The organism is Ligilactobacillus pabuli (assembly GCF_022836475.1).
GTDB classification, from domain to species: domain Bacteria; phylum Bacillota; class Bacilli; order Lactobacillales; family Lactobacillaceae; genus Ligilactobacillus; species Ligilactobacillus pabuli.
This window is the reverse complement of sequence record NZ_BQXH01000009.1, coordinates 21,832-44,612: the sequence shown is the minus strand read 5'-3', so window position 1 is coordinate 44,612 and position 22,781 is coordinate 21,832. Positions and strand designations below refer to the sequence as shown.

Below are 22,781 nucleotides of genomic sequence, written 5' to 3'. Positions count from 1 at the left end.
TGCAAGTCCCAATTTGAAAAAACTTCTTAGAGTAATTTAGTCCGCCAAATTTGCCGGTAATGGAGCAGCCAACCAATCGAGCCCCCAAGAATCACTATGCCCACCAGTAAGTTCACTACCAGTGGGGTAAACTTGATTCCGATGGTCGTGAAAGTTAATAAAAGCGCGCCAACAAAAAGCGTGACAAACATGTTGATGGCCACACCCAGCTTGCCCATTCCACGGGTAAAAAGTTGGCTAATTTCAGTCCAGTCCAGCTGTAGCAAACGATAGTCGCGATAAAAGTAATACAAACTGCTCAAGTACGTTCCTAACAGACTGCCAGCAAGCAGGCTCACCAGATGCAGCATAGGAAAGTGCAATAAAACTCCGATGATCACAATCACACCACAGGCTAAGGCTTCTTGCACCTGCAAAATTATCAGGAATTTAGCTTTCAAAAATGTCCGCATTTCTAGAGGCAGAGAACGAATAAATTCAAAGTTTTGTTTTTCCAATGAGATCGCATTGGCTGGTAAGGATGATTGATTAGTTGTAACTAGTGACACCAAGATACCTCCCACAAAGGTCACTCCTAGCATTTCGTCGCCCAGTCGACTAAAATTATAGTCCCCAGAAACCGAGAAACTGATGGCAAAAATCAACGGAAACATCACTGAACTAGTCACCATCTGCAACATTAAGTTAGCTTTGCCAATTAAGCGCAGATTGTAATGTGCTAAAATTTGCGCTAGGCTCTGATGAGCGACATGTTTTTTGTTAATCTTTTGTTCGGTGGGCATCGTTGCCGACAATTGTTCGAGCAGTTTTGGAATAAAGAAACGACCCAAAATAAGCAGTAATCCTCCTGCTACTAGCAGCAAACCAAGCCAGCTCAAGATTCCACTCAGCTGAAACGGCTCAGTTATGCCATAGAAAAACGGCAGCAATAAACTAATTTTCCCTTGATCCACCCCACTCGCTGCCCCGTTAGCTTGCTGGTTAAGGGTCAATACACCAACTATCGACGCGCCCATTGCGATAATTAGCAATAAGCTAGTCACTAACTGCCGGTGCTTCTTGAAAAAATTCGTTTTAGTCAAGCCAAAGACGATCAAACTGCATAGCGCAAAAATAATACTCATAAAAACGACAAACAGCAATAAACCTAAGATAATCGCTAAGGGCCAGAAAACTTGCGCCCGGATCCCGGTTAAAATAAACAAGATCACCACTGGTAACACCAACGGGACCGTACTTAGGGTAATAATCAAAATTTTGGCGGTAAAAATCTCGCCTTGTGTAAACGGTAACGGTAAAAAACTCGGCAAATCGTTACTTTCAAAAAAGACGTTGTAAATAGCCGAAATTCCCTGCGAAAAAGCGATGATTCCAAATAGCGCCACATAATAGGTAAACCGACCAGGAAGCTGACTAAAATTAACAAATCCCATGACCAGCCCATATACCAGCAAAAAAATTAGTCCCGAATAAAAATACTGCCAGTATAAAGATCGGGTCAGTTTTCGTCCAATTTTCCCCTTACCACGCTGCTGAGTCGTTTGTTGCGGATTAGCGTAGCGCAGATTAACTTTAAGCAGTTCGCGGACCCGTTGCTTATTCATTTCGCTCACCTGCCTCACTTTGAGCTTGCCGGCCCGCCAGGCCTAAGTAAATATCTTCCAGTGATTCATCCGGATATTTAGCCATTAAATCGTGCAAGGTCCCGTTATAGATCAGTTGTCCTTTCTTTAAAATTGCCAGCTCATCACACAATTGTTGGGCTGTCGCGAGATCATGCGTCGAAAAAATCACCGTTTTGCCTTTTTGCGCATGTTCTTTCATCAACTGTTTTAAATCATGAGCGGCCTGCGGGTCTAAGCCCTGCATCGGCTCGTCCAAGATCCAAATTTCAGGGTCAGATAACAATGCCCCGATCACGATCACCTTTTGGCGCATCCCATGAGAAAAGCTGCCGATCGTCTCATCTTGGTGGGCGGTTAACTCAAAGAGGTCGACTAATTGCTCCAAACGTTCTTTTTTGGCTGCTGGCGCCAGTTCATAGGCTGCTCCCAACAGATCCCAATATTCATTCGCACTAAGCTGTAAGAATAAGTCCGGTGTATCTGGGACGTACCCGATCTTTTGTTTAATTTCTTGCCGATGCTCTGTCAATAATTGACCATCGATCACGATCTCACCAGCAGTAGGTTCGATCACACTCACCAAACTCTTGATCGTCGTTGATTTACCCGCACCGTTATGCCCCAAGAAACCAAAGATCTCCCCTTCTTTAATGGTTAGATCTAATTTTTCCAAGGCATGTGTCTGTCCGTAAACCTTAGTCAGCTTTTTCAATTCGATCATTGCTGCTTCCCCCTTCCTGCAGACGCAACAGCTGAGCTCCGTCGTTCATTGGCAGATGCTCCACCTAATTCACTTTCACCTTAGCAAACAAACCACTGATCTAGCAAACATTCAGCCTAAACAACACAAACCCCCAGTCTGTCCTAACACTGACAAACTGGGGGATTTCTTGAATGATTTTATCTTACAAAAATTCGGTAACGTCACTGGCAGGATAACGCGTTGATACCAGCGGAACCTCGGCGGATTTACCTAGAGAAATGGCCATGACGGGCACAAATCGTTTTTGATCTAAGCCTAAGGCAGTTAGCATTTTTTGTGGATCATATCCTGCCCAAGCATTGGCGTCATAGCCATGGGCCCGGATCACTTGCAACAGCTGCATTGCGGCCATCGAACAGTCGATCGTGGCATCCATTTGTAAGAATTCAGGTGTTGCGTTTTCATATAAAGGTAAAAATGAACTAAAAATCTCATCCCGCTTTTCAGGAGTGATTCGTCCTTCTGCAACTGCTTGGTTCCAAACATCACGATAAACTAAGTGCGATTCAGTGTCGCCGGCAAGATAAATAATCGCTGAAGCAGTATCGACCTGCGGATAGTTGAACTTCATCGCCGCTTCCTTGAGCTTGGCTTTTCCTTCTGGGGTATCAACCACTACAAAGTGCCAAGACTGCAGGTTACAAGCCGATGGTGCTTGAATTGTTTCAGCAATCATTTGCTGCAATTCATCCCGACTAATTTTTACGTTAGGTTCAAATTCACGGACTGAATGCCGATTCAACACCACATCACTAAAATCATTGTTTACAAATTTCTGGTCTGTCATCAAAACATCGCCTTTCTTAATTTAACCGTTTTCATCTTTGTTAATTATATCACAATATCTGGCAAATTGTCCTGAAATCATACTAAAAAAAGGCTCCCAGCAGCTGCTGTTAAACAACCACTCCGAACCCATTTAAACTCAGAAATTCAAAACCTACTGCTCTTCTTTCAACAACTTTTGATCGTATAATTTGAAGAATGGATAGTAAATGACCACTGAGACTGCCAAGTTAACAAAGGCTAACAAGACTGCCGCAAAACTACCATTCGTCCCTAGCCAAGCACCAATCCCGACTGGCAAGATCCACGCAATGGCCGACTTCACTGTCCCAACTAAACCAATTTTAATGGCAAAATAAGTTAATGACGAGGTAACCAGCGGATTAACCAAGAACGGAATCATCAAGTACGGATTGTAAACGATCGGTGCCCCAAAGATCACTGGTTCGTTGATGTTAAAAATTGCTGGTAAAAGTGCTGTCCGACCCAAAATCCGCAACTGTTTTGACTTGGACATAAAGTTCATTAACAAGACCAAGCCTAAGGTCCCACCAGCACCACCGATGAAGACCCACATATTAATAAAATCACCGGCAAAAATATTATGAGCCCCATTTACATTTTCGGTTAGAGCTACTAACAAAATCGGGTTAACAAAACTATTTTTAATAATCGCTGTTCCATGCACACCCACGATCCATAGCAAATGAATCAGCAACAAAATCACCAGCATTCCTAGCCAGGAACCAGTCAAATGCTTAACAAAGCCGAATGGCACCGAAAGTAGTGCGTGCAGGTCGGTGTGCATCAAGCCTAAGATCCCCACTAAAATGATCATAATAAATGCCACTAAGATCAGTGGAATCAGAGAAGCAAAAGAACGGCTGACCCCATCGGGAACCCCTGCTGGCATCTTAATTGAGAGATTCTTATTGATACAAAAACGATAAACTTGGACTGCCAAGATCCCGACAACGATGGCAATAAAAATCCCAACACCACCAAAGCGAGTCACCCAGCCATTACTCAAGGCTGTTCCGTTAACTGTGCCAGTATTATCTTGTAACGCAACCGAAACACCGGTAGCAGTTCCTTTTTGCCAGACAATCGAAGGAATTGTCATCAAAAACGCAAACAGTGACAAAATCGCCCCAGAAAAGGAGTTCAGTTCTTTTTCGCCATCACGCCGATATTCTTCAACGTAGTAATACCCAATCGCTAAAGAATAGTACAGCGCAATCGAACCTAATGCCATCGTGTTTCCTAGCGAATAAAAACCGCTGAAGCGCAAGATCGTATTATTAAAGAAGCTCGCAGCGAAGGGGAAAATTTGCGGTAGATTATTGAGAATTAAGAAAATTGAGGCCACGATCGTAAATGGTACCGCCGTTAAACTGGCATTCATAATTCCACGAACGACCTTGGTATTCGCAACCTTGTTTAGGGGCGGCAACAATTTACTTTCCAAAAAAGTAAAAAATTTATTCATAATTAGAGCCCACCTTTTTCAATGACTTGTTTAAACCAGTAATAGCTATCTTTCGGGTAACGCTTTAATTCTTTCACATCTTTGTCTGTTCGATCAACATAAATAAAGCCGTAACGTTTCGCAATCCCTTCATGCACACTGATCAAATCGATGGCAGACCATGGTAGGTAACCACAAACCGGCACCCCATTTTTTTGTGCCTGCTCAATGGCTGCTAAGTGCTGTTGCAGGTAGTCGATCCGATATTGATCATGGATCTGGTGGTCAGCCGTTAACTCATCATAAGCACCTAAGCCATTTTCCGTGATCATGATTGGAATTTCATAGCGGTCATTAGTAACTTCGAGTGTTGTTTGTAAGCCCAGCGGATCTAAAGTCCAGTTAAACTCATTTTTCTTCAAGAACGGATTAGTCACACCCTTATATGCGCCCGGTTCATAAACGTCTTCTGATTGTTGGTCAGATACTCCGGCTAATTTGGCTTCACCCGGTTGTGGGAAACTAACAGTAGCACTTGTATAATAATTTAAGCCAATAAAGTCTGGCAGGTTATTTTGGACTAACTCTAAGTGCTCTGGTTGTATCTCTAGCGTAATTCCCATGTCTTTCAAATGTGCTTGCAAGACTGGATTGATCCGACCCTTCACAGAAAAATCTAAATAAGCCCAGTTACGAACCGCGTTAAAGGTCAGGGCCGCGCGGATATCTGCTGGTTTGGAAGACAGCGGATAAACCAGCGAAATATTGGGCACTGGTCCAATCTGTCCGTCCTCAACTAGTTCATGGCATTTCTTGATCGCAATTTTTTCTGCGATCATTAAGTTATAAAATGATGCATAACATTCCGGATTTTCACGATGGAAACCGACGATTTTTTGGTCCGCTAATAACATAATATTAGGCTCGTTGATCGTTAGCCAGTGCTTGACCCGGTCACCAAAATGCTTAAATAAAACTTCAACATAGTCGCTATATGCTTGAACTGTGTCCGGATTAGTCCACCCACCGGCTTGTTCCAAATGGTCAGGCAAATCAAAATGATAAGTGGTGACGATCGGTAGAATATCTTGTTTTAACAAATAGTCGATCACATCATCGTAATGCTTCAAGCCCCGCTCATTCACACCGCCGTCAGCCTGAATGATCCGCGTCCATGCAAAAGAGATCCGCAAAGCTGTTAGCCCCATTCCCTTTAACAAATCAATATCTTCTTGATAATGGTGAAAATGGTCGACCGCGACCGTAAAATCAGCGATCTCATGATTATCTCGTTGGCGGGTATCCTGCACTGATGGCTGCTTGCCGTCGACATCTACGGCACCTTCTGTTTGATGGGCAGACAGTGACGCTCCCCATAAAAATTTTTTCTCAGTCTTCATAGTTATCCTCCTTGGGAAATTATATACTAAACATATTACCAGACATCTCACAGTTTATTATATAAAAACGTTTTCTTTATTCAACGAAAAATCACACAAATTCTGCTTTATGTTAAATTACAGTTCATTTTTGGAGGTCAAGCCATGCATTCCACAGAAAGTTCCATTATTTTACGTCAGCAACAAGAGCTCGAATACTTACGCCTCCACCGACAAACAACCATTAGTCAGCTCGCCCAGGTTTTTGCCGTCTCACAAATGACGATCACGCGGGATCTGCAGATGTTTATTAAAAAAGGCATGGTCGTTCACGATTATGGTCAAGTTGTCTGGCTAGGAGATTTAAGTTCAGCAGCACAAATTTCGGCAGCAAACCGCGACCAAATTATCGGCTCATTAAGTCCCTACCTGCATGAGGCACACCACGTCGTGCTCAACTATAGTCCGATCACTGAAACATTACTGGCTGATCTGCTGGCTAAAAACATCAGTGTCCTAACGACTGAACTCATTACTGATCCGACTTTGCTGGCAAATCCACGCTTACAAATGACTGGCGGCAGTCTTCAACCAACTCCAACTGGTTATTTTTTTACCGGCGAGATCGCGATCAATACCATTCGACGGACACCAGCTGACTTAGCCTTAATTTTTGCGACCGGCAGCAACCAGCGCCTGTTAACCACAACGACGCTGGCACAATCAATGATCGATCGCACCATGCTGGAATCTGCCACCCGTTCAGCAGTTTTTTTAGCTGACCATGCCCACCAACATGAAAGTAACTTTATGATCACTAAAACGTCGTCTGCATTCTCAATCATTAACTAATTTTGCAAATAAATGGTTTTTCAGTGATAAATTCATTAAAAAAGCTTTCAATTTCAAATTATTGTGCTAAAATTAGCTTTAATAAAGTTAAAGACATTAAGAAAGACAAGTAAACTGCATAGTGCTAGCAGAGACTCAGCGGGTGGTGAAAAGCTGAGAAGTTAACTAACAGTCGAATAACACTTTCCTAGTTTCAAGCCCAAATGAGTGATCAGAGTAGGTTTTGACGTCACCGGTTCGTTACCACTGGGCACGTATGATAGTACGTGAATTAAGATGCTGTTCGTGTAGACGAGCGGTAATTTGGGTGGTACCGCGAGTCCTTCGTCCCTTAGTTGGGAAGAAGGACTCTTTTTTTGCCCAGAAAATTAGCTGTTCATCTACCTGCCCCACCTTTGTCGCAGAAAACCGGAGACTATGGCCTAGAATGTTTCACGTGAAACATTCATGTCATTTGCCCATTTAGCTAACTTAACCACAAAATGAAAGGAACGATTTATATGCCAACTATTTTCCCACAAGGCTATCAGCCAACATTATCCGTTAAAGAAACGGAAGAAGCAATTCGTTATATTCGTGAAACATTTCAAGATGAATTTGGTAAAAAGATGAATCTCAGTCGCTTAACTGCGCCGATGTTTGTCAGCCGAAGTACGGGGCTCAACGATAATCTGAATGGCGTTGAACAACCCGTTTCGTTCACGATGCAGGGACTTCCAGATCAAACGATCGAAATCGTTCATTCCTTAGCTAAGTGGAAACGTGACGCACTGCGCCGTTACGGTTTTGGCGTCCACGAAGGCCTATATACCAACATGAACGCAATCAGAAAAGATGAAGAACTCGATAACTTCCACTCAATTTATGTCGACCAATGGGATTGGGAAAAAGTGATTACTAAAGACGAGCGCAACTTTACGACTCTAGAAGCAAACGTGAAGCAGATTTTCAAGGTCATCAAACACATGGAAGATGAAGTTTGGTACCAATACCCACAAGCAGTCCATCATTTACCTAAAAAAATTCATTTTGTCACCACCCAGGACCTAGAAGACCGTTACCCAACTTTGAGTCCAAAAGAACGAGAAAACGCCATTTGTAAAGAACTGGGAGCAGTGTTCTTAATGCAGATCGGTGGCCCGCTTAAAAGTGGCAAACGGCATGACGGGCGGGCACCAGACTATGACGACTGGTCACTAAACGGTGATATCTTATTCTGGTATGAACCATTACAACAAGCCTTAGAATTATCCAGTATGGGGGTCCGGGTCGATAAAACTGCCTTACAAAAGCAACTAGAAATTGCTGGCGCCACAGATCGCCTGAAATACCCCTACCATCAAATGATCATGCATGACGAGATGCCACTGACCATCGGTGGTGGAATCGGCCAATCACGCCTGTGCATGTTATTGCTTGGTAAAGCTCACGTCGGTGAAGTCCAAGCCAGCATTTGGCCACAAGAACTGATCGATGATTGTGAAGCCCATCAGATCCACTTACTCTAGCAAATTCAAAAAGCCTCCAGGTGTGCCGTTAAATGGCGCCATGGAGGCTTTTTACTTAGAACTATATTTACTTTAGTAACTTTAGCAGCTATCTCACTTGCTAGCGTGCATTTGCCGATACTGGGTCAACTTTTCCTGCCAAAATTGATGGTCTTGCGCAGATATTTTTCGAATAACTCTGGCAGGATTTCCACCAACAATCGTGTTTTTAGGAACGTCTTTTGTGACAACAGCACCTGCACCGACGATTGAGTTTTCCCCAATCGTGATTCCCGGCAGAATTGTAACACTACCACCGATCCAGACATTATCCTCCACCACGATGGGATACCCGAACTCTAAGCCAGTTTGCCGGACTGCTGCATCAATTGGATGACCTGCGGTATAGAAATTAACTCGTGGACCAACTAAGACATTATCACCAATCACAATTCTATTGATATCCAAAAAGATACAATCCAGATTTGCATAAAAATTGTCACCAACCTCAACGTGATTCCCATAGCACACTGATAACGGCGGCTTAATATAGAAGTTATCCCCCGTTTTTCCGAACAGCTTTCTTTCTTGCGCTACAATTTCTGCCCGGTTTTCGATCGGCAACCGATTGATTTTTTGCGCCAATATTTTTCCTGGCATTGACCGATTCTCAGGTAAAATACTACTGGCCAAGTACAATTCGCCCGCTAACATTTGTTGATATTCAAATTCCTGATCCATCCAGTACTAACTCCTCGTGTAACAAATTTTAGTAAATCACTGGTTTGATATTGGCAAACTCATAGATTCCCCACTCACTTAATTCACGTCCATAACCAGAATCCTTGACGCCGCCAAACGGCACTTGTGCCTGTGAACTTAAGATTCGATTGATTGCTACTTGACCAGTTTCGATCCGACTGGCAATTTTCTTGGCTCGTTCCACATCATTCGAGTAGATCGCACCGCCTAATCCATGACGCGAATTATTCGCGATTGCCACAATTTCATCATCCGAATCTGCCTGATAAATTTGTCCAACTGGACCAAAGAATTCTTCTTCATACAGCGGATTAGTTGCTTCCATTCCGCTCAAGATCAGTGGTGTAAAGCCGGCTCCTGGTCCTGTGAGTGGGCTTGGATCTCCAAACAACACTTCTGCCCCGCCAGCAATTGCCTCTTTGACTTGTTGCTGCAAGTGTTGTTGTGCTACCTTAGAAGAAAGCGGTGCTAAAGTCGTTTGCTCATCTAGTGGATCACCGAGCTGATATTTAGCAAATTCTTGCTTCAAAGCTGCTAAAAATTCAGGATAAATTTCGCTGGCAACAATATAGCGCTTAGCTGCGGTACAAACTTGCCCCGCGTTCGATAATCGTGCTTGCGCAGCATCTTTAGCGGCATGTGCAACATCCACATCAGCTAGTACAATAAAGACATCGGTCCCGCCTAATTCCAACGTTGATTTGGTCAAATGCTGCCCCGCACTGGCCGCAATTTTACGACCTGCACCTTCTGAACCGGTTAAAGCGACACCCTGAACCCGGGGATCAGCAATGATCCGATCAACCTGTGCGTAGTCAGCAAAGACGTTGGTAAATGCTCCTAATGGTAAGCCCGCATTATCGCACGCCTCTTGAAAGGCTTGAGCTGCTTCTGGCACAATACTAGCATGTTTCAAAAGCACAGGGTTGCCCAAGATGAAATTAGGTGCGACGACCCGCATCACCTGTGCATATGGAAAGTTCCACGGTTCGACCGCCAATACGATCCCTGTCCCTGAAAACTCGACCTGCGCTTGTCCACTTTGTAAGTTAGTATAAGCTTGCGGTTGCAAGAGTTGCAGCCCATTTTCGGCGTAATAACGGGCAAACGCTACGGTTTTCGCCACTTCTTGTCGTGCTTCTTTCAGTAGTTTGCCCATATTAGTCGTTAGGATTCGAGCATACTTTTCGGCATTGTTTTCAAACTCATCGGCTAAGGCCGCTAAAAACTCCGTTCGACTTTTAACGGTTGTTTTCTGTGCTTGTTCATAAAAACGTTGTGCTTCATCTAATAACAATTCCAATTGCTGGTCAGTTACATTTTCAAACTCATTCACTTTTTCCCCATTGTAAGGATTAATTGCTGTATAACTCATTTAAATCTGCCTCCCTCACTTTGATTTTTCAACTACCCCTATCTTACTAGCAATTTCACTGCAAGCGCCAACAAATTGCTTAGACATTGAAAATTAGCTCGAATAATTGACCTTTTTTAAAGCGAAGACTGCCAAAAAAGGGGAGAAAACACGAAAATTTAAGTTTTTACTGACAAAAGAAGACAAAAAGTACCCCATTTAACCGAAAAATTTAGTTTTCAATTGATTTGTAACATTTTTGTAATTTATTTAGTTATTATTTTAGTGTTATACTGGATTATACGAGGGCTGCAGAGCAGTTCGATATCCGCCTGGTATTGTAGTATACGCTCTACGTTTCCAGAGCAATTATTCTATTTTTTACATAAAAAAGCCGGTCAAGTGACCGGCTTTTTTGTTACACTTATTTACTTAATTTCTTTTCTGCAAAATGGTAAAAGACCCAGGCAACGATTCCAAAGAAAATTGGTCCAACCATTGTCCAAAATGCAGTTTGATAATCATGTTCAATCACTGGTTGAACACAGGTAAAGATAATCCCTCCGGCTAAAATCACCAAAATGATCGCAACGATCAAATTCGTAAATTTCCGGTTCTTATAAATTTCAAACGGTCGTTGTAAGTCTGACCGTTTCTTGAAGAATGGGAAAGCTCCGACTAGGAATAAGTATGGGAAAGTCGTTGAAACATTGGCCATATCAGTTAGGATAATATAAAACTTCTGCGCAGCTGAACCGCCAAAAGCAACTAAGAACACGAAGACTGCAACAATTGCAGTTTGCAGCCACATTGCATTCGCAGGCATATTATGCTTATTCATCTTAGTCAATTTGGCAGGCCATAGCCGAGCGTCAGAACCAATAATAAAGGACTTAATTGGTGAATAGATCAACACAAAGAATGCCCCTAAATAACCCATAAACATCCCGATTCCAGCAAAACGCGTCATAATGTTTCCTAACACCATACCAGTGGCATGTGAGAAGCCAAGCGACGTCCCGAGTTCAACACCCAGATTGTTCATCAAAATGTACGTAATGTTTCCTAAATTGACGTCAGAGCCACCTAAATCACGTTGCCAGTTACTTGAGATCCCCCAGAAGAAGATCATGGAAGCATAACCGATCGTAATGATTAAAGTCGAAATCATGAGTGCTTTAGGGAAAGTCTTTTCAGGCTTTTCAATGTCATCCATAATTCCACCCATTGATTCCATTCCGCCATAAGCGAAAACTGCGTAAATCACAAAGGAAATCAAAGCTAGCGAACTACCAAAGTCTGGATTGGGCGACTGGAAGAAGCTAGATAATCCATTGATTGGTTGTGCTAAGGCGCCATGGTTGGCGATCCAAACAACAATACTGGCGACCATGAAGATCACGTCTAATAACACAATACAAGTTCCACCTAGGGATGAAACCTTAGCAATAAAGCTTACCCCATGAGTAGTAGTAAAAGCCACAAACACGATCCAAAGAATCCCTAATAAACCAATTGTTTGCGTTGAATTTAGCCCAAATAAACTCCAAGTTTGGGTTGCATCATGGCCAAAAATTAGTGCTGATAATGGAATCCACACTTTAGATGAAGTTGAAACTAGCCAAATCACCCACGATGATAACCAGATAAACGTACCGATAAAGGCTGGTTTCTCACCAATTGAACCCGCTAACCACGAGTAAATTCCACCCTTTGCTTCTTTAAAGGCTGAACCATATTCAGCAAACATTAAAGAACTAGGTAAAAAGAAGAACAGTGCCGCTAAAATATACCAAAAAATACTTGCGTATCCCATTTGATAGTATGCAACTGTCGTATTTGCAAAGCCAAAAATTGATGAAAAGATCATCATTACTAAGGCTTTGGTTTTAATTTTCTTTGATTTTTCCACAAAAAACTCTCCCAACAAAATAACCAAACTGTCAAGCTTAGCGGTGCGCCTTTAAGTCACATTCACTGCTCAACATATATTATGTATTTTTATTCATTGCAACTAGAAAAGTATAGCACTTCTGTTAGCGGAGATTTCATAATTTAGTTTTTTATTATTTTTATGCAACTTTTATTTAATAGTTGCTGTTTAAAATTACTAACCCATCAAAGATAAACTGCATGAGTGTGCGGTTTATCCCTAAATTATGCTTTTTAATTAAATTAAACAAATACTAACCTAATTCTTCTACCAATTCTTATGCATCCACAATCAAAAAATATTTCCCGGGTTATTTTTCTAAACCACACAAAAAAGCAGTCGGTTTAGCCAACTGCTTTTTTCAAATCAAACTCAAATTTGTCCTACCTTACCCGTGAAAACTGGCAATTTTTTCAGCATCTAAATCTTTTAAGATCTCTACTACTAATTCAACTGCATGTTGGTAATCATCCAGAGAAGTCCAATTATAAGCTGTATGCTCATAACGCACAGGAATACCAATTACAATTGTTGGTGCGCCATTCCAATACTCGATTGCAGCTCCGTTCACACCGCCACCAGTCCGCACTGAACGTGTGTATGGAATCTGATGTTGGTCTGCCAAACGAGCGGCGTATTCTTCAAATAACGGGTTAGCGATAAATGACGTATCCATATCACGCAACATTGGCCCTTTTTTCAAGCCCGTTTGAATCAACCAGTCTGGTTCAAAAGTATCATCACATGGACAACCTTCAAAAACAATTGCCAAGTCTGGTGAAATCTTATTCGCAGTAACTTGAGCTCCTCGTGTGCCAACTTCTTCCTGGGTTGACAAAGCTGTCGCCACATCAACTCCCAAATCTTTACCGTGTAACTGGTCTAAAACATCAACTAAGGCAGCCGAACCAACCCGGTTATCGAAGTCTTTACCGAAGAATAGGCGTGTTGAATCATAATATTCACAATCAACATCAGGGAAAATTGGACAACCTGTATTGATTTTAAACTGTTCGATAGTTTCTTCTCGGCTGGTCGAGCCAACATCAATTGACATTTCAGCAATTTGTGGAACCTTTTTCTTCTCTTCTTCTGTCATAAAATGAGGTGGCTTGCTAGCAACAACACCCTTAATATACTTCCCATCCTGATTACGCACCCGAACTCTTGTGGCAGGCACATTAGTTGGAGCCCAACCACCTAAAGTTACGAACTTGATCAACCCATTAGGCCGGATCGCCTGAGCAATAAAGCCAACAGAATCTGCATGAGCATCAAGCTGAACTACAGGCTTCTTCCCAGTATTTTCAGTCCGGTCGACGTAGGTATTAAAAATTCCATCGCGACTGATTTTTCCGTAAGGCGCCGTCCGCTTTCCAAAATATTGAGCAACTTCCATTTCAAAGCCAGGAGCTCCACTTAAATTCGAAAAATCTTTAATCAATTGGATCTGTTCTTGTTCTTGCATTAACTATCTTCTCCTTTACTTTTTGGCTAAATATGCTTCTTTATAAATGTAATGACCATTAATCCTGTTGTAGCTAACACCTTTTAGGCGTGGATTAACTAAATCTTCATTGTTGTTTTGGTACACTGGTGTAACTACTTGCTCTTTCATTAAGATTTGGTCAGCTTTAACTAAATCAGCCCACCGTTTTTGAGGTGAAGCCGCATTTTTGTTCAACGAATCCGTAATTGCTTGATCGTATTTCTGGTTTGACCAACCAGTATGGTTTTGCGCACTATCACTCGGGAAAATTTGTAAGAATGTATATGGGTCAGCAAAATCCGCGGACCAGCCTTGGAAAGACATATCAAAATCGCCCTTATTAACTGCGGCGATCCGACTATTTTGCGGTACCTTATGCAATTCAACTTTCAGACCTGGCAAGTTGGTTTCCAATTGGCTCTGCAAGAAGTCTGCCACTTGTTTAGACGTGTCAGTATCTGCTGTCACTAAACGAACTTTTAACTGTGTCTGTCCTAATTCTTTAAGTCCTTGGGTAAATAACTGCTTAGCTAGTTTTGGCTTATAACTAGCAGTATTTTTAACTTTGGCTTCTTGATAAAAATCTTCTTTCGTCTTTGGATTGGCTGCAACCTTGCGTGGCACAAAGTTTCCGGCAGGTTTAGCACCATTTTTCAAAATCTTCTTAGAGATTTGTTGACGGTTTATTGCCAAAGAAATCGCCTGTCTTACCTTTTGATTCTCCAAACCAGAGTTATTTTTCAAATTATACTGTAAGTAAGATGTTGCTGCTAAAGAACGTTTCACCAGATCTGGATGATGTGACAATTGTTGCGCCTGTTCACCCACTAAGGTGATTTGATCTAACTTTTTAGTTTGATATAGGTTATAAGCTGTTGACGGTTCTTTGATGACAGAATAGTTGATTTGTGCCAACTTAACGTGTTTTTTGTCCCAGTAGTGAGGATTTTTCTTCAGCTTCCACCGTAAATTGGTTCCTTTCCAACCGGAACTCACAAATGGTCCATTATACAGCGTCTTCTTAGAAGAGGTCCCGTATGCCTTCCCCTGTTTAGTCACAAACTTCTTATTCAAAGGATATAAGGTCTCACGTGCCAAAATCATTTTAAAGTAGGCTTGTGGTTTAACCAAGTTAATCGTTAACTGATACTTACCAGTGGCTTTCACTCCTAATTTTTTAGGGGCAAGTTTTCCCTGTTGAATTGCCTTCGAGTTAACAATGTTATCAAATAAGTAAGCATACTCACTGGCAGTCTTAGAGTCAACCGCTCGCTGCCAAGCGTAGACAAAATCTGCAGCTGTCACTGTACTTCCATTGCTCCACTTGGTATTTTTGCGAATATCAATCGTATATTTCTTTTTATCTTTAGAAATTTTGGTTTTTTTGGCTAAAGCTTGATGTGGTTTTCCATTCTTATCATAGGTATAGAGTCCCTCACCAACGTTGTCCAACTGCGTAAAAGCGTTGGTTTCAGTCACTTTAGCTGGATCTAACGATGATAGTTCTGAGTTTGCATATAGGCTGATTTCCTGCGTACTTTTAGCCTGACCATTCTCAGTTTGAATTAAGAGTCCGCTTGCAAAAGCCGTCGTCATCACTAGTGTCAAGCCTAATCGTCGAAGCTTCATTTCCTTTTCCCCCTTAGTCAAGTTCTACCAAGCATCTTCTTCCGCCGATTCAAGCCCAGTCTTTATTGCCCAAAATGCATTAAAGTCTAGTCTCCAATCATGCTTGGGAGCTAACCGCTTTGTTTCACTCTGTCTTTATAACAAATAAATGAAAATGATTATATATAAATTAGATGTTTCTCATTAATAATGAGTATACCTGACCATTGTCCGTTAATCAATAGATTTTAGCGTTTTCATTTGTTTTAAAATCCGTCTTTTATACAAAAATAGCCCTGCATCTTTGTTTGCACGGCCATTTTTAATTAAATTAGTTTAATCGTTTCTAAAATAAATCATCACCACTTTGGTATTCCAAGCCAGGGTGATTATCAAACCGGACTACCCCCACGACAACATCTGCACTAACTGCTTCTTTGATTTTCGCTGTGCCGATAATACCAAAGCCACCACAAAGTTCCAAAGACTTAACACCCTGTTTTTCCATTTCTTTAGCCGCTAAAACTGCATCAGCATAATCTTTAGCACCATAAACATTTAACGCCACTCCTGGTGTTTCAACTACCTGATGGTCTGTCTGATAATCAGCACCTGGTGCTAGAAAAATAAAGCCTGCTTGTAATTGTGCCATTTAAATCGTCTCCTAACGGTGAGTAAGTTGGTTGAAAACAAACATCTATATTTTAAAAATACCTGCTCTGCCCGTGACAGAACAGGTATTCAATTAGGAAGTTACATTACTATAGGATCAGCTTGTATGGATTTTGCAGATTTTCTGCAATCTTGCCTAAGAACTGGGCAGCTTGTTGGCCATCGATAATTTGATGATCGAAGGTCAAACTCAATGGCAATTTGGCTGTTGTACCAATTTGGCCATCATCCTTCAAAGTCAATTCTTTAGCCATTGCACCGACACCCAAGATTCCAATTTCTGGTGGGTTAATGATTGGTGTGAAGTATTCGATTCCTTCCCCGCCAAGGTTTGTGATCGTAAATGTTCCACCACTCATTTGATCTGGTGTTAAGCCACCTTCATGAGCCAAGTCAGCCACATGTCTTAATTCACGCCCAAGTACTGTTAAGTTCATGTTTTGTGCGTCTTTGATGATTGGCACGATCAAGCCTTCAGGCAAACCAACTGCTTCACCAATGTTAACTGAATCGATGTGTTTCAGTTCGCCATCACCGTAGTTGCTGTTCATCTGTGGTGTTTCTTGTAAGGCCAAGATTGCTGCGCGAGTGATTAAAGTATTAATACTCAACTGACCATCTTGTAATTGGTCGCCAGCTTTAGCTTTGATATCACTTCTAAAGGCCATCAATGCATCCAGGTCAACTTTACGCTGCAAAGTAACTTGCGCGGTCGTTGTCAAACTCTGCATCATGTTGGTTGCGACAGCTTTGCGCATGCCCTTCAAGCCAGCACCCCATTTTGGAGCAGCTGGTGCGGCAGCAGCTGCGACCGGTGCAGCAACTGGTGCTGGTGGGTTAGCAGCATAAGCTTCAACATCCCGTCGAGTGATTCGACCATTTCCACCTGTCCCTGTCACTGCAGCATAATCAATCCCTTTTTCTGCAGCGATCTTACGTGCAAGTGGTGTGACGAAGATCCGCTCGCCTTCTTTTCTCTCGGGTACGGCTGGTGCTGGCGTTGCTGCAACTGGTGCAGCTTCTGCAGCGGGTGTTGCTGGTGTTTCTGCGGCTGCTGGTGCGGCAGCGGCACCGCCAACTTCTTCACCGGCTTCACCGATATAACCCATGTCTTCTTTAATTGGTAAGTCTTCGCCTTCTTGGACTAAAATTTTAATTAATGTCCCACTGGCTGGGGCTTCCACGTCGGAAGTTAATTTTTCGGAACTGATCCGAGCAACAACTTCACCTTTTTCAACTGTGTCGCCCTCATTTTTTGTCCATTCTTCAATCGTTCCCTCAGTCATTGTGAGACCAAGTTTTGGCATTGTAATAGCTGTAGCCATGTTAGTCCCCCCTTTACTTCGAACTCTTCAAGTCATCAATGATTTCAGCAGATTCTTCGATCACACGATCAGCCGTTGGCAAGTATGCCTGTTCCAAGTTAGTTGCGAATGGAACTGGTGTGTTTGGTGCTGTCACACGTTTGATTGGTCCATCAAGGTAATCAAAGGCCTTATCAGTTACAGTAGCTGCAATGTCTGTTGCAGTATTGTTATGTGGTTGAGCTTCATCGATCACGATCAAGCGACCAGTCTTCTTAACTGATTCGATCACTGTTTCTTCATCCCAGGGTGCAACAGTCCGCAGATCAATGACTTCTACATCGATTCCTTCTTTTTCAAGACGATCAGCAACTTCCATCGCTACAGAAACCATCTTACCAATGGTTACGATTGAAAGATCTTTTCCTTCGCGTTTAACAGCGGCTTTGCCCAATGGAATTGTGTAGTATTCTTCAGGAACTTCACCCTTAACACCATACAAAGTCTTGTCCTCACAGAAGACCACGATATTGTCTTCTTCGATAGCTGAAAGCAAGAGGCCTTTAGCATCATATGGGTTTGAAGGTACAACTACTTTGATACCAGGAATTGAAGCAAAGATCCCATAGTAAGCGCCTGAATGTTGCGCAGCGGCACTAGCACCGGCACCAATTGTTGTCCGAACTGTCAATGGTAATTTAGCCTTACCACCGAACATGTAACGCATCTTTGAACCCTGAGTCAGTAATGAGTCAAAGGAAACACCGATAAAATCACTAAACATCAATTCTGGCACTGGACGTAAACCTGTCACAGCAGCACCAACAGCAGCACCCATGTAACTTTGTTCTGAGATTGGAGTATCGATCACACGTTTTTTGCCGTATTTTGGTCCTAAGCCTTTAGTAACCCCAAAACAGCCGCCCCATGAATCTTCATTCTTTTCTTCCAAATGTTTAATGTCTGTCCCGCCAAGGATATCTTCACCCATTAGGAAAACTTTGTCATCTTTTTCCATTGCTTGGTCTAATGCTTGGTTAATAGCATTCATAAATGCGATTTTAGTCATAATATTTTCCTCCTTGCTTTCCCGTGCTAATCAGCGAAGACGTCTGTGAACAGTGCTTCTGGTTGTGGAATTGGACTTGCTTTAGCAAATTCAACAGCATCCGCAACATCTTGAACTGACTTGTCTTCGATCTTCTCGGCATCTTTTTCAGTGAATAATTTCTTCTTCAGAGCATATGCGCGGAATTCTTTGATATCATCGCGATCATGGAAAGCAATTTCTTCATCTGAATCATATTTATAAGTCTGTTCGTCACCTTCAAAATGTCCATATTCACGGTAAGTATGGTATTCGATCAATGAAGGACCTTCACCCTTACGTGCCCGGTCGATAGCCTTGCCAGCTGCTTCATAAACAGCCATGAAGTCTTTCCCGTCAACTTTTTCACCAGGGATATTGTAAGCAGCAGCACGTTCTGCAATAGTTGGTGAAGCTGAAGAATAGTGCTGTGGTGTTGATTCAGCAAAGGTATTATTTTCGTTAATAAAGACAACTGGTAATTTCCAAATAGCTGCCATGTTAATGGATTCGTGGAAGTTACCTTCATTAGCGGCACCATCACCGAAGAAACAAACGGCAACGTCATCCGTGCCTAAATATTGATTACGTAAACCAGCACCGATTGCTAATGGGAATCCACTACCAACGATCCCGTTTGCACCAAGCATCCCTTTGTCCAGGTCAGCAATATGCATTGAACCGCCTTTACCTTTACACAAACCTGTTTCTCTACCGTAAATTTCAGCCATCATTCCTTTTAAATCACAGCCTTTAGCGATACAGTGACCATGTCCACGGTGAGTACTGGTAATGTAATCACTATCTGTTAAGTGTGAACAAACACCTACGGCAACTGCTTCTTCACCAGCGTACAAGTGAACGAAACCTGGGATCTCGCCTTTAGCGAAAATATCATGCAAGGTGTTTTCAAAGTTACGGATATCATTCATCTTTTCATAAGCTTCTTTAGCCTTTGCAGCTGTTAATTTTTTCATTACTATGACCTCCAGTCATCTAACTCCACTTAGCAGCAGCGTTCAGTTATTTAACTGACTTTTCATTCTGCTGACTTCTACTATTAAGCCATTCTGTTATCGCTTACATTTTGTTAATTAAAAATTATTTGTTGGTTGATTTACCCAATAAAGCTTTGGCAGCATCATTGATAGCTTCCGAATATGTTGGATGAGCAAACAGCATGTCGCTCAATTCATCTACGGTACCTTCACTTTGAACGACTGCGATAATACTATGCAGCATTTCAATTGCGTCCGGTCCTACCACAACTGCACCCAAGATCTGGTGATACTTCTTTTCACTGATCAGCTTGACGAAACCTTGTCCACCACTGGCTAAGTTCCGGCCATTTGCGGCTAACGGACTCATCGAAGTTTGAACTTCATAACCAGCTTCAGCAGCTGTCTTTTCGCTATAACCAAAGTGAGCAACTTCTGGTTCGGTGTGCAAGAATAATGGCAACAAGTTCCGGTCAACCGGCGGCTCAGGATGATCTGCAATTGCTCCAGCAGCTTTCATTGCTTCGGCCATTGCTTCACCAGCTAACATATATCCGCCAATCAAATCGCCGATCGCATAGACGTTTTTCACGCTGGTTTGATAATGACGGTCAACTTTCACGTGCCGTTTCCAATCATCTAAGTCCAGCCCTAAGGTTGTGGCAATGCTTAAATCAACCTGTCGGCCAGTAACAACTAATAATTGGTCAAAGTCGAAATGTTCACCTTGTTCACTGAGGACTTGGTTAGCCTTGATCTCACTGATTTTCACGCCCGAGTGGATCGCAACTTTCATCCGTTTCAATTCGCTCTTGATCACATTTCTGGCATCGTCATCTTCTGTCGCTAAGATTTCCGGTGCAGCATCGACGATCGTGACATCAACTCCCAATGGTGCTAACACAAAGGCCATGTCGATCGCAAAAATATCTCCGCCAATAATGGTCAGGCGGTGCGGCAACTCTGTCAGTGAAAAGACATCTTCAGTGGTTAAATAATCCACTTTGTCCAAGCCTTTAAACGGAACAACTTTTGGACGACTCCCAGTTGCTAACAAGAGCTTTTTAGTCTGAATTTTTTTGTCATTCACAACCACAGTCTGAGGATTTTCAACTGTCGCTGTCCCTTCGATCAGGTCAATTTTGTGACCCTTGAATAAGGAGCGGACTCCCATTTGTAACTGAGTTGTGATTTGGTCTTTATGTTCCTTCAAAACTTTCAGATCGATATTTTCGACCTTCGCTGTGATTCCTAAATCTGCGGCATTCTTAATTTTAGCCGCTAATCGACTAGCTTCAAGATATGCAGTTGTGGGAATACACCCATAATTAACACAGGTCCCACCAATGTTTTCAGAAACCACGCCTACTTTCAGTCCCAGTTCGGCTGCACGAATCGCTGCCGTATAACCGCCCGGGCCTGCTCCAACTACGATCAGATCATACATGGAGCTATCACCGCCTTAAATAATATTTAAAACTAAAGCCTTCACGAACTCTGTGAAAATCAATCCCTATTTCACTAATTTTAATTGCATTTTTGTTATGTATAAATAACATCTTTGCAATATATTGAAAAATATTTACTTAAGCTCTGCTAGAACTTTCTAGCTTAAATGATTGTTTTCATATAGTTGTAAACGCATTCAACAACTGAATATTACCACACTTTTCGGAGGCTGTGGGGCTTTTTTTGATAATTTTTTTGGTCAAATTTTTTAGTTATCTTTGCTTATTTTTAATAACTAAAAACAAAGATACAATTCGGTCGCAATCATTTTTACATGTGAAACGTCTCACTTGTGAAAATTACTGGTTCCTAGCGAAATTCCATCCAAATTATTTGATAGCGCTTTCTTTTAGTGAAGGAGTTTTATCCCGATTTTTGAAATTTAATTTATATATAACATAAATTAAATTTATACTTGATTTTAATTTTTTTGCGCACAAATCACGACTTAACGCCTTTTTTAACCAGATATTAATCTTTTAAGCTTAACCAAAACAAATATTGTATACGATATATCTCAAATATTTGCACAAAAATAGACCGTTGCAACACGGTCCATCGTTCCATTTTTAGGCGGTTTGCTCATCTATTTTTATTATTCCAGCAACCGACATTGTTTGCGGTACTCCTGCGGGGTCATTTTTTCATAGTGGTTGAAGACTTTGGTTAAGTGACTTTGATCTACAAAGCCTAAATCTACCGCAATTTTAGAAATTGGACGATTAGTTGATGCTAGTTGGTTTTTGGCTTCGAGCATCTTTTGTCGCCGAATATATGATGAAATTGTCAAACCAGTCTTGTCCTTAAATAACCGTGTCAGATAATTTTTCGAATAACCAACCGCCGTTGCCAGGTCGTCCAAGGTAATTTTTTCTGTCAGATGTTTAAAAACATATTCTTGAATCGCAAAAACTACTGGCACGTTCGCATATTTAGTAGTTGCCTGAAGTTTTTCAATAAAAGCTTCCGGGAGTTGTTTCATATATGTAATCACTTCCGGCACACTGCTTAGTTTTTCAAGATTTTGAATTGAAATGTCGCTCATTTCATACGCAATTTCAGGCAGCATCCCACCCTTGATCACCGCTCTGGTTAACAAAGTGATCCCCGTGATCATGACATCCTTCATGTTACGCACTTCATTTTCTGGGACCAAGGTTCCCGGCTTTCCACTTTGTAACAGCTGGTTAAGTCGCAACTGAAATTCACTTAAATTTCCATTTTGAATCGCCTCAAATGCCTTAGTTTCAAGCAAATAATCACTATGAGCTAACACGTCTCTTTGAGTTTCTGGTGTCTGCTGATAGATTTGGTTCACTGGCGGGCTCTCACTTAAAAAATTGATTTGTTGATCAAATAACCTTTTGTGGTAAAAATTGAAATAGCAGAGTTGAAGTGCCGCCTTAACCCGACAACTTGCTTGTTTTTCAACCGACAGCTGTACCAACCGACTCGGCGCTTGCCAAATCACGAGCAGCTTGCCATCGTTTAACCCCACTGCCGTAAAGCAACCACCATTTTTAACACTATAAATCGTGATCTTCTGCTGTTGAACGGCTCTTTTCAAATACTGCTGTGGGAAATCAGGACTGATCACCGGTTTAAAACCTTTAAGTAAATTCCTGTGGTTATCATAAACAAAAAATGATAGTTGTGAGATTTGGTGTAACTGCTCCACAAAGTAAAAGTCAGTTTCATTCATTTT

General features: G+C 41.9%; 18 protein-coding genes and 1 other annotated feature. Of the genes, 2 read left to right on the top strand and 16 right to left on the bottom strand.

The annotated features are described in order from the left end of the window. Positions 1–26: 26 nt before the first annotated feature. From LPAF129_RS05725 to LPAF129_RS05705, 5 genes are all read right to left on the bottom strand, one after another. On the bottom strand, positions 27–1,604 hold the full coding sequence (locus LPAF129_RS05725) for an ABC transporter (protein WP_244055201.1): 1,578 nt from the start codon (positions 1,602–1,604) through the stop codon (positions 27–29). Then, complete coding sequence (locus tag LPAF129_RS05720) at positions 1,597–2,346, bottom strand: ABC transporter ATP-binding protein (RefSeq protein ID WP_244055200.1); 750 nt, start codon at positions 2,344–2,346, stop codon at positions 1,597–1,599. Before LPAF129_RS05720 ends, LPAF129_RS05725 begins: the two co-directional genes overlap by 8 nt. 184 nt (positions 2,347–2,530) lie before the next feature. After that, on the bottom strand, positions 2,531–3,175 hold the full coding sequence (locus tag LPAF129_RS05715) for a nitroreductase family protein (protein ID WP_244055199.1): 645 nt from the start codon (positions 3,173–3,175) through the stop codon (positions 2,531–2,533). Positions 3,176–3,328: 153 nt separating this feature from the next. Further along, complete coding sequence (gene celB, locus LPAF129_RS05710; protein WP_244055198.1) at positions 3,329–4,663, bottom strand: PTS cellobiose transporter subunit IIC; 1,335 nt, start codon at positions 4,661–4,663, stop codon at positions 3,329–3,331. 2 nt (positions 4,664–4,665) lie between these two features. Further along, positions 4,666–6,042, bottom strand: a complete 1,377-nt coding sequence (locus tag LPAF129_RS05705) for a glycoside hydrolase family 1 protein (protein WP_244055197.1) — start codon at positions 6,040–6,042, stop codon at positions 4,666–4,668. A gap of 144 nt (positions 6,043–6,186) precedes the next feature. On the opposite strand from LPAF129_RS05705, the gene LPAF129_RS05700 reads away from it, so the two are divergent. Both LPAF129_RS05700 and asnA read left to right on the top strand, forming a co-directional pair. Next, entirely contained in the window at positions 6,187–6,873 is a 687-nt protein-coding gene (locus LPAF129_RS05700) for a DeoR family transcriptional regulator (RefSeq protein WP_244055196.1), read from the top strand. Positions 6,874–6,960: 87 nt separating this feature from the next. Continuing rightward, positions 6,961–7,208, top strand: a binding site (T-box leader). A 165-nt stretch (positions 7,209–7,373) separates the two neighbouring features. After that, positions 7,374–8,381 (top strand): aspartate--ammonia ligase, encoded by a 1,008-nt coding sequence (asnA, locus tag LPAF129_RS05695; RefSeq protein ID WP_244055258.1) that lies wholly within the window; start codon positions 7,374–7,376, stop codon positions 8,379–8,381. A 93-nt stretch (positions 8,382–8,474) separates the two neighbouring features. Here asnA and LPAF129_RS05690 read toward each other — a convergent pair whose 3' ends face one another. From LPAF129_RS05690 to LPAF129_RS05640, 11 genes are all read right to left on the bottom strand, one after another. Continuing rightward, positions 8,475–9,101, bottom strand: coding sequence for a sugar O-acetyltransferase (locus tag LPAF129_RS05690; RefSeq protein ID WP_244055195.1), 627 nt, complete (start codon positions 9,099–9,101; stop codon positions 8,475–8,477). Positions 9,102–9,129: 28 nt separating this feature from the next. Next, positions 9,130–10,497 carry an aldehyde dehydrogenase family protein gene (locus LPAF129_RS05685; RefSeq protein WP_244055194.1) on the bottom strand — a complete coding sequence of 456 codons (1,368 nt, stop codon included), beginning with the start codon at positions 10,495–10,497 and terminating at the stop codon, positions 9,130–9,132. A gap of 403 nt (positions 10,498–10,900) precedes the next feature. Further along, positions 10,901–12,388, bottom strand: a complete 1,488-nt coding sequence (gene yjeM / locus LPAF129_RS05680) for a glutamate/gamma-aminobutyrate family transporter YjeM (RefSeq protein WP_244055193.1) — start codon at positions 12,386–12,388, stop codon at positions 10,901–10,903. A 409-nt stretch (positions 12,389–12,797) separates the two neighbouring features. Next, complete coding sequence (locus LPAF129_RS05675; RefSeq protein ID WP_244055192.1) at positions 12,798–13,877, bottom strand: M42 family metallopeptidase; 1,080 nt, start codon at positions 13,875–13,877, stop codon at positions 12,798–12,800. Between the two features lie 15 nt (positions 13,878–13,892). Beyond that, a complete protein-coding gene (locus LPAF129_RS05670; RefSeq protein ID WP_244055191.1) occupies positions 13,893–15,527 on the bottom strand; it encodes a peptide ABC transporter substrate-binding protein in 1,635 nt (544 codons plus the stop codon). A gap of 325 nt (positions 15,528–15,852) precedes the next feature. Further along, complete coding sequence (locus tag LPAF129_RS05665) at positions 15,853–16,158, bottom strand: DUF6506 family protein (protein ID WP_244055190.1); 306 nt, start codon at positions 16,156–16,158, stop codon at positions 15,853–15,855. A gap of 109 nt (positions 16,159–16,267) precedes the next feature. After that, the gene (locus LPAF129_RS05660; protein ID WP_244055189.1) at positions 16,268–17,503 is read right to left on the bottom strand and encodes a dihydrolipoamide acetyltransferase family protein; all 1,236 of its coding nucleotides are present in this window, start codon (positions 17,501–17,503) and stop codon (positions 16,268–16,270) included. 13 nt (positions 17,504–17,516) lie between these two features. After that, positions 17,517–18,551 carry an alpha-ketoacid dehydrogenase subunit beta gene (locus tag LPAF129_RS05655; protein ID WP_373875034.1) on the bottom strand — a complete coding sequence of 345 codons (1,035 nt, stop codon included), beginning with the start codon at positions 18,549–18,551 and terminating at the stop codon, positions 17,517–17,519. Between the two features lie 26 nt (positions 18,552–18,577). Further along, positions 18,578–19,546, bottom strand: a complete 969-nt coding sequence (locus LPAF129_RS05650; protein ID WP_244055188.1) for a thiamine pyrophosphate-dependent dehydrogenase E1 component subunit alpha — start codon at positions 19,544–19,546, stop codon at positions 18,578–18,580. A 124-nt stretch (positions 19,547–19,670) separates the two neighbouring features. Next, the gene (lpdA, locus tag LPAF129_RS05645) at positions 19,671–21,014 is read right to left on the bottom strand and encodes a dihydrolipoyl dehydrogenase (protein WP_244055187.1); all 1,344 of its coding nucleotides are present in this window, start codon (positions 21,012–21,014) and stop codon (positions 19,671–19,673) included. Positions 21,015–21,671: 657 nt separating this feature from the next. Next, the gene (locus LPAF129_RS05640; RefSeq protein WP_244055186.1) at positions 21,672–22,778 is read right to left on the bottom strand and encodes a helix-turn-helix domain-containing protein; all 1,107 of its coding nucleotides are present in this window, start codon (positions 22,776–22,778) and stop codon (positions 21,672–21,674) included. Positions 22,779–22,781 lie beyond the last annotated feature (3 nt).